The organism is Gemmatimonadales bacterium (assembly GCA_030697825.1).
Taxonomy (GTDB): Bacteria; Gemmatimonadota; Gemmatimonadetes; order Gemmatimonadales; family JACORV01; genus JACORV01.
Window position 1 is genome coordinate 1 of record JAUYOW010000176.1, and the last position, 8,187, is coordinate 8,187.

10 protein-coding genes are annotated in these 8,187 nt (G+C 68.5%); 8 read left to right on the forward strand and 2 right to left on the reverse strand.

What is annotated here, in order from left to right:
• The coding region (locus tag Q8Q85_09430; protein MDP3774475.1) for a cation:dicarboxylase symporter family transporter at positions 1-715 on the reverse strand (715 nt) is incomplete at its 3' end.
• A 69-nt stretch (positions 716-784) separates the two neighbouring features.
• Between Q8Q85_09430 and Q8Q85_09435 the strand changes: the two genes are divergently transcribed.
• Positions 785-1,573, forward strand: a complete 789-nt coding sequence (locus Q8Q85_09435; protein ID MDP3774476.1) for an SDR family oxidoreductase — start codon at positions 785-787, stop codon at positions 1,571-1,573.
• On the opposite strand, the gene Q8Q85_09440 is transcribed toward Q8Q85_09435, so the two are convergent.
• Positions 1,562-2,137: a hypothetical protein gene (locus Q8Q85_09440; GenBank protein ID MDP3774477.1), complete on the reverse strand. Its 576-nt coding sequence runs from the start codon at positions 2,135-2,137 to the stop codon at positions 1,562-1,564. The genes Q8Q85_09435 and Q8Q85_09440 overlap by 12 nt on opposite strands.
• A 20-nt stretch (positions 2,138-2,157) precedes the next feature.
• On the opposite strand from Q8Q85_09440, the gene Q8Q85_09445 reads away from it, so the two are divergent.
• The 7 genes from Q8Q85_09445 to Q8Q85_09475 all read left to right on the forward strand — a co-directional run bounded on the left by Q8Q85_09445 (position 2,158) and on the right by Q8Q85_09475 (position 8,123).
• Positions 2,158-2,988, forward strand: coding sequence for an alpha/beta fold hydrolase (locus Q8Q85_09445; protein MDP3774478.1), 831 nt, complete (start codon positions 2,158-2,160; stop codon positions 2,986-2,988).
• A 314-nt stretch (positions 2,989-3,302) separates the two neighbouring features.
• The gene (locus Q8Q85_09450) at positions 3,303-3,884 is read left to right on the forward strand and encodes a CoA pyrophosphatase (GenBank protein ID MDP3774479.1); all 582 of its coding nucleotides are present in this window, start codon (positions 3,303-3,305) and stop codon (positions 3,882-3,884) included.
• A gap of 35 nt (positions 3,885-3,919) precedes the next feature.
• Positions 3,920-5,185 (forward strand): Nramp family divalent metal transporter, encoded by a 1,266-nt coding sequence (locus Q8Q85_09455; protein MDP3774480.1) that lies wholly within the window; start codon positions 3,920-3,922, stop codon positions 5,183-5,185.
• Position 5,186: 1 nt separating this feature from the next.
• Positions 5,187-5,858 (forward strand): metal-dependent transcriptional regulator, encoded by a 672-nt coding sequence (locus tag Q8Q85_09460; GenBank protein MDP3774481.1) that lies wholly within the window; start codon positions 5,187-5,189, stop codon positions 5,856-5,858.
• Positions 5,834-7,039, forward strand: a complete 1,206-nt coding sequence (locus Q8Q85_09465) for a di-heme oxidoredictase family protein (GenBank protein MDP3774482.1) — start codon at positions 5,834-5,836, stop codon at positions 7,037-7,039. The genes Q8Q85_09460 and Q8Q85_09465 overlap by 25 nt, the downstream gene beginning before the upstream one ends.
• A 5-nt stretch (positions 7,040-7,044) precedes the next feature.
• The gene (locus Q8Q85_09470) at positions 7,045-7,470 is read left to right on the forward strand and encodes a Rieske (2Fe-2S) protein (GenBank protein MDP3774483.1); all 426 of its coding nucleotides are present in this window, start codon (positions 7,045-7,047) and stop codon (positions 7,468-7,470) included.
• Positions 7,470-8,123, forward strand: coding sequence for an isoprenylcysteine carboxylmethyltransferase family protein (locus Q8Q85_09475; GenBank protein ID MDP3774484.1), 654 nt, complete (start codon positions 7,470-7,472; stop codon positions 8,121-8,123). The genes Q8Q85_09470 and Q8Q85_09475 overlap by 1 nt, the downstream gene beginning before the upstream one ends.
• Positions 8,124-8,187 lie beyond the last annotated feature (64 nt).

Here is an 8,187-nt window from a genome sequence, read left to right on the forward strand (position 1 = left end):
ACGCGAACAGCGTGGTCGCGACCACGATGGTGACGATGAACGCCGCGAGGCTGCGCAGCACGTCCAGCCCGAACCGCGCTGCCACCGCCGCCGACAGGCACAGGATGCCGACCGGCGCGAGGAACATTATCCAGCCGACCAGTTTGATGAGGACCTGGACTACCGCGTCGGCGAGTCCTACCACCGCCGTCCGCGACTTCTCCTCGAGGCTTCCGGCCGCCGCGCCGAAGAGCACCGAGAAGACGATCACCGGCAGGAGCACGCCGTCCGCCGCCGCCTTCACGGGATTGACCGGCACCAGCTCGATGATGAACTGTCTAAACCCCTGGATCCGCCCCACCTGCTGCGTCACGTCCGTCGCGCCGGCGGCGGCGGCGCTGCGCAACGACGCCGCGACTTCCGCCGAGACGGGAGCCAGCGGCACGATGAGCTGCGCCACGAGCAGCCCGAAGACAGCCGCCAGTAGAAGGGTCCCGAATGCGAAGGCAACCGTACGGCTGCCTACCCGGCCCAGCCTCCGGAAATCCCCGAGGCTCGCGACGCCCGACACGATGGCGGCCACGACCAACGGTATGACGACCATGCGGATGAGGTTCATCCACACCGTCCCGATCGGCTCCACGCCGACCGCGACGCTCATCAGCCACGGCCGCCCGCTGGCCGAAGCGAAGAGCCCGAACGCGAGGCCTATGACCAGTCCGGCGAAGATGCGCACTGAGAGCGATGTCGGTTTGCTATTCCCTGGTGTCACGAAGCAGATTCCCCGGACTCACAAGGAGTGTTCGTGTCTAACGCGCAGACCATGTCGCCGCGCTGGGCCCTCATCCTGGGCGTTTCGAGCGGGTTCGGCGCCAAGTGCGGGATGGCCCTCGCCGCCGCCGGCTACGAGATCTGCGGCGTCCACCTCGACCGCAAGTCGGGACTCGCCAGGGTGGCGGAGATCAAGGCGGAGATCGAGAAGCTCGGCCGCCGCGCGCTCTTCTTCAACTCCAACGCCGCCGACGCCGAGAAGCGCAAGGAAGTCATCGACGCGCTGGTCGCCGAGAAGGCCAACCTCGCCGTCCTGCTCCACTCCCTCGCGTTCGGCGCCCTGAAGCCCTTCATCGGCGGAGACCCGATCAGCGAGCAGCAGATGGACATGACGCTCGCCGTGATGGGGCACAGCCTGGTGTACTGGACCCAGGACGTGGTGCATAGCGGCCTCATGGGCAATGGCGGCCGCATCTTCTCCATGACCTCGTCGGGCTCGACCCGCGCGATCGCTGCGTACGGCGCGGTCTCGGCGGCGAAGTGCGCGCTGGAATCGCACACCCGGCAGCTGGCGTACGAGCTGTCGCCGCAGGGAATCTCCGTCAACGCCCTCCGCGCGGGCGTCACCGACACGCCGGCCCTCCGCAAGATCCCCGGCAGCGACCAGTTGCTCGTCGGCGCGGCGCAGAAGAACCCGGCCAAGCGCCTGACCACTCCCCGGGACGTCGCCGGCGCGCTCGTCGCGCTGTGTCACCCTGAGGCCGGCTGGGTGACCGGCAACGTCATCAACGTGGACGGGGGCGAAGAGATATCAGCCGGGTGACCGCTCGTCCAGCAGCTTGACGTCGGCCTGGAGCGCGCCCAGCTGGTTCAGCAGCTCCTGGACGTTCTCGGTGGTCGGGACCGGCACTCCCTCGCTGGCGAACATTTTCGCGACCAGGGCATCCGTATAGCCGACGACGGCGTTGGAGACGGCCGTATCGAGCACGCGGCTGATGCGAAGTACGGCCGGCAACTGCTGCCGGGCCGGGAGCGCCACGAAGAGGTCCGCCAGCTCCACGATGACCAACTCGCGCCAGTGTTGAAGCTCGTCCACCACCTCGCCCGCAGACAGCCCGCGCGCTTCGGCGAGCCGGCCATACAGCTCCGTGGCGGCGAACCAGCTCTCGCGGGCCTCGCGGCGCAGCGGTCCGCACATGTGTACGAGAAGGTCGAGGATTATCTGGAGAGGACGGGCCAGGGCGGCCGGATCGAGCCCCTCCCTGCCGGTCTCCCGCTCGAGCAGCCACCGGGTCCACCGTTCCAGCAGCTCCTCACGGGCTGCGGCGATGCCGCGTCCGACGACCAGAAGCGTCGGCGCCGAGTGGCGGCCTGCATGGATCGTCACTGGGTGCAGATAATAGTCCCATGGCCACCCCTCGGCTAGCCAAGCTCCGGCTCACCGGCTCCGACGGGGGGCCGCTGTACGTGGACGTGCGAACGGCCGCGGGGCCGGGCGAGGCGCGCCCGGCCGTCGTGGTCTGTCACGGATTCAAGGGATTCAAGGACTGGGGCTTCTTCCCGAAGCTCGCGGAACGCCTCGCGCTGGCCGGGTTCACGGCGATCACCTTCAACTTCTCGGGCAGCGGGGTTGGCGACGGTGAGGAGTTCGACGAGCCGGAGCGCTGGGGACACCAACGGCCCAGCGGCGACCTGGACGATATCCAGACCGTCGTGGACTTCGTCGCCGATGGCGGGTCCGCGTGGGTCGGACTCGTGGGCCACAGCCGAGGCGGCGGCCTCGCGGTCCTGCACGCCGCAAGGGACGCCCGCGTCCGGGCGCTGGTGACGTGGGCGGCGGTCGGGAGTTTCCTGTGGTGGCCGGACGACGACCTGCGGAGATGGCGCGCGGAAGGGAAGATAGACGTCGTGAACACGAGAACCGGCCAGGTGTTGCCCATCTACCGGGACGCGCTTGACGACCTCGAAGCGAACGGCGCCAAAGCGCTCAACGTGCCGGCCGCCGCGGGACGCGTTACCGTGCCGTGGCTCATTGTCCACGGGACTGAGGACACTTCCGTTCCTCCAACCGAAGCCGAGCACCTGCGGGCCGCATCCCGCTCGCCGGCAACTGAGCTCTGGCTGGTGGAGGGGGCGGGGCACACGTTCGGAGCGAAGCATCCGTGGGCCGGAAGCACCCCAGACCTGGACCAGGTGATGGATCGGACGGTTCGGTTCCTGTCGGAAGCACTACGGTGACCAGAAACGAAGCAGCCCGGACTCCCACCGAGCCCGGGCTGTTCGTCCTTCAGAAACGGCGGGGTCGCCTAAAGCCCTGCGCGCCTCAGCCCGTCGAGGTCGCTATCGCCCGGGTCGGGGAAATAGTCGAGCATGGCGTCCTGACGCCGCTTCCAGAGGAGGCCGGCCGCGGCAAGCGCCGCGACAGCCAGCAGACTGACACCGAAGATGCGAATGGGGTCCTCCCGCGTTAGGGTTCACGCCACCAATCTAATGACCCATGCAATAGCAAGAACCGGGCCTGACTCGGTGCGCCCCTTCCGGCCGCCATGGGAATGATCGAACGACTACGACTTTCCATCCAGCGCCGCGTGCCCGCAACAGTGAATGACGAGGAGGCGCAACGCGCGGCCGTGGCCGTCATCGTGACCGGGGACCCGCAACCCGCCATACTCTTCGTGAAACGCAAGGAACGGCCCGGGGATCCCTGGTCGGGGCAGATGGCCTTTCCCGGCGGCTACGCCGCGCCGACGGACCTGTCACCCCCGGCCACGGCCGAGCGGGAAACCCTCGAGGAGGCCGGCCTTGACCTCGCCAACGCGGGACACCGCTTGGGGATGCTCGACGAACTACACCCCCGCAGCGTCTACCTCCCCCGAATCATCGTGACCCCGTGCGTCTTCTCCCTTCCGAGCCGACTGGAGTTGCGGCCTGGCGCCGAGGTGGACGCCGCCGTGTGGCTCGGCGTCTCGGGCCTCTTCGCCAAGGAGAGCCGTCGTCCGTTCGAGGTGATGCTGCCCACAGGGTGCCAAACTTTCGAGTCGATCGTCGTGGACGGGTTCACGATATGGGGACTGACCGAACGTGTCTTGGGGCAACTGGCCGAAGTCCTTGACTCAGGGTGGGGTGGACGATAGTTTAGGGGCAACTAAATCGTGATTTAAGGTTGCCTGTGACCGTTCAAACTGCTCCGCACTACGTACCAGACGCACCCTCAGCCATTCCGGTCCGGCTCGGCCGCGTTCGACGGCTCCTTCCTTACATGGGTCCGGCTTTTCTCGTGTCGGTCGGTTACATGGATCCGGGCAACTGGGCGACCGACATAGAGGGCGGCGCCCGTTTCGGCTACACGCTCCTGTGGGTGCTGCTCCTGTCGAACCTCATGGCGATCCTGCTCCAAGGGCTGTCGGCCAAGCTCGGGATCGTCACCGGGAAGAGTCTGCCCGAGAACTGCCGGGACCGCTTCCCGCGCTGGCTGAACTACATCCTTTGGGGCGCCGCCGAGTGCTCTGCGCTCGCGACCGACCTGGCGGAGTTCCTCGGCGCCGCCCTCGGGTTCAACATCCTGCTGGGCATTCCGCTCTTCCAGGCTGCGCTCATCACCGGCGTAGCGGTCTTCGCGCTGCTCGCCCTCGAGAAGTTCGGATACCGTGCCGTCGAGTACGCGATCATCGCCCTGGTCGCGGTGATCGGCCTCGCCTACCTGTACGAGCTGGCGCTCGCCAAGCCGCTGATGGCGCCGCTGCTTAAAGGGCTGGTCACGCCGAACATCATGGACGGCCGGCTCTACATCGCGATCGGGATGCTCGGCGCCACGGTGATGCCGCACAACATCTACCTGCACTCCGCGCTGGTGCTGCCGCGGCGCGCGCTGATGGAACCGCGCAAGCACATCCGGACCCAGGTCGCGGACTCGGTCGTCGCGCTCAACCTGGCGTTCTTCGTGAACGCGGCCATCCTGATCATGTCGGCCGCCACGTTCTTCGAGCGCGGCGTCGTGGTCACTTCCATCGAGCAGGCGCACGAGACGCTGGCTCCGCTGCTGGGCGGGTACTCGGCCGTGGCGTTCGCGATCGCGCTGCTCGCCTCGGGGCTGGCCTCGAGCACTACCGCCACCCTCGCGGGCCAGGTCATCCTCCAGGGGTTCCTGCACGTCCGCATGAGCCTCTTCGTGCGACGGCTCATCACGATGGTCCCGGCACTGGTCGTGATCTACTTCCAGGTGGACTCGCTCAAGATCCTGGTTCTCTCGCAGGTGTGCCTCAGTTTCGGGCTACCGTTCGCGATCCTTCCGCTCATCTCCCTCACCAAGAACCATTCGGTCATGGGCGAGTACACCAACCGTCGCGCGACCACGAAACTCGCCATCCTGGTCGCGGCGGTCATCCTGCTGCTGAACGCCCTGCTCGTATACCAGATGCTCGGCGGGAAGATCTGAGATGACCGCGCCGCTCTCCCGTTCGGTCGAGGACTACCTCAAGACCATCTACCGGCTCTCTGAGGGAGGCGGGACTGCCGCGACCAACGACATCGCGCAGAAGCTGGACCTGTCGCCGGCGTCGGTCACCGGCATGGTCAAGAAGCTCGCGGAGTCGGGGCACCTCGAGCACGCGCCCTACCATGGTGTGCGGCTCACCGGCCCGGGCCGGCTGGCCGCGCTCGCCGTGATGCGGCGCCACCGCGTCCTCGAGACCTACCTCATCACCAAGCTCGGCTACGATTGGTCCAGCGTGCACGAGGAGGCCGAGCGCCTGGAGCATGCGGTGTCGGACGAGCTGATCGACCGGATGGCGTTCGCGCTCGGCGAGCCGCAGTACGACCCCCATGGCGCTCCTATCCCGACCCGCGAGGGCCAGATCGAGCGCACCGACTTCGAGCCACTCGCGGCGATGGAGACAGGCACGCGGGTGGCATTCCGGCAGGTGGAAGACGAGGACCCGGAGCGGCTCCGCTATCTCAAGTCGCTCGGCCTGGTGCCGATGGTGGAAATGGTCGTGACGGACCGGCAGCCGTTCGGCGGACCGATCACGGTGCGCGTCGAGGGCAAGCAGCCGCAGGAACGGGTTATCGGAGAGGAGTTGGCATCGTGCATGCTCGTCGAGCGACGCTAGCGGCGTTCGTCGCGCTCGCTGCCGCTGGCTGCAACGCGCTCACCACCGACGAGCCCGACCCCGGCGACGTCCTCGACGGGCCGGTCGAGGGACTCACGGCGGAGGAGCTGCGGGCGTTCGCCCGCGGTGACCGTGATTTCGGTAGGCCGTTCGCGATCAGTGAAGGCCTGGGGCCCATCTTCAACAACGTTTCGTGCGCCTCCTGCCACAGCGGCGACGGCCGCGGGCGCGTGGAGAACGCTCTCACGAGGTTCAGCATCGGCCTCGACCTCGCCCTCGCGCTCGGAGGCCCACAGATCCAGGACAAGGCGATCCCGGGCGCGGAGCCGGAGCGGCTTCCGCCCGGCGTGGACGTGTCGGTTCGCCTGCCGCCGCCGGTCTTCGGCGTAGGGCTCATCGAGGCGATCTCCGACGCCGCGATCCTGGCGTACGCCGATTCCTTGGACGCCGACGGCGACGGCATCTCCGGGCGGCCGAACTGGGTGACGCCACCGGACTTCGTGCCGTCCGACGAGCCGGGCAGCGGGCCCGGACTGAGGCTCGGCAGGTTCAGCCGCAAGGCGCAGGTGGCGAGCATCCTCCACCAGGTGGCCGGCGCGTACCACCAGGACATGGGGATCACCTCCGACTTCCTGCCGGTGGAGAACACGAATCCCCTCGCGAGCCTTGCCACCACGGCCGCCGACAACGTGCCCGACCCGGAGATCCCGGCCTCCACGGTGCGCGCCGTGGTCAACTATGTCCGGATGCTCGCACCGCCCGCACCGGGGGCGATGACGGTGACGCGCCGGCGCGGGGCGGCTCTCTTCGACTCGCTCCGCTGCTCTAGCTGCCATGTGCCGGTGCTCCAGACGGGGCCGAATCCCGTCGCGGCGTTGGCCAACCAGCCGGTGCGCCTGTACTCCGACCTTCTGCTGCACGACATGGGCGACGGCTTGGCCGACGGCCGGCCCGACGGGAGCGCGAGCGGCCGGGAATGGCGGACCGCTCCGCTGTGGGGACTCCGAATGATGCGCCGGTTCCTGAACGGCGATGCCTTCCTCCTGCACGACGGCCGGGCGCGGAGCGTCGAAGAGGCGATCCTCCTGCACGGCGGCGAGGCGCAGTCGTCGCGCAACGGCTTCGCGGCGCTCTCCTCGGGCGACCGCACGGCGCTGCTCGACTTCGTGGGGTCGAGGTGAATCAGATGGACCGCCGCCGCTTCGTGGAGTTGACCGCCGGCGCGCTCGCCGCCGCGGGGCTCCCCGGGTGCGCGTCGCTCGTCGCGACGCCCGTGACGCCGGTGAACGGCGCCGTCCGCCTGCCCATCCGAAACTACCCGCAGCTGGAGCATCCGGGCGGCTACCTCAAGATCATGCCGGCCGGCCAGTCGACACCGCTGTACGTGCTCGTCCTCGCTGACGGGGAGTTCTCAGTGGTGTCGTCCGTCTGCACCCATCTCCAGTGCACCGTCAATGTGGAAGGCCCGCGGCTCCTCTGTCCCTGCCACGGCTCGATGTACGACCGCGCGGGCCGCGTGCTTCGCGGCCCGGCGGAGCGGCCGCTGCGCCGGTTCCCAGCCGCGACTTCGGTGGAGGGTGAGCTGGTGATCCAGCTCGGGACCGCCTCGTGATGACCCGGGTGCTGCGCTGGCTGGCGGTCACGGTGGTCATGAGCGCGGTGCTCGTCGGACTGGCGGGCCGGTGGGACCTACCGCGTTTGTGGGCCTACGCCGCGCTCTGCTACGCCACCGGCCTGATAGGTGTGTTCACCATCGATGCCGAGGTGACTCGCGAGCGCCTGAGGCGCGGCCAGAAGACAGCCGATCCCCTGGTGCTCTTCCTGCTCCGCGCCTTCTCCCTGGGTCACATCGCGCTCGGCGTGCTCGATATCGGGCGTCTGCACTGGTCGGATTCGGTGCCGGTGGGTGGGTCGGTTCTGGGGCTGACCATGATGGCTGCGGCCTTCCGCATCACGCTTTCGGCCGTCGCGGCCAACCGCTTCTTTGTTCCCGCGGTGCGCATCCAGAAGGAACGCGGCCACCGCCTGGTGGACACCGGCCCGTACCGGCGGGTGCGTCATCCGGGGTACGCGGGGATGCTGTTGTTCGGGCCGGGAAGCGGCCTGGCGCTCGGCTCGTGGCTCGCCTGCGTGGCAGGGCTCGCCGCATCGGCGGTGTTCGCCTTCCGCGCCGCGCGCGAGGACGGGTTCCTCAAGGCCAACCTCGAGGGCTACTCCGAGTATGCCACGCGAACCCGATACCGGTTGGTCCCGGGCCTATGGTAAGGGCCCGCGGCAAACTGGCCACCGGCGGCCTCGCAGCCGCGATGCTGCTTCTCGCCCCACCGCT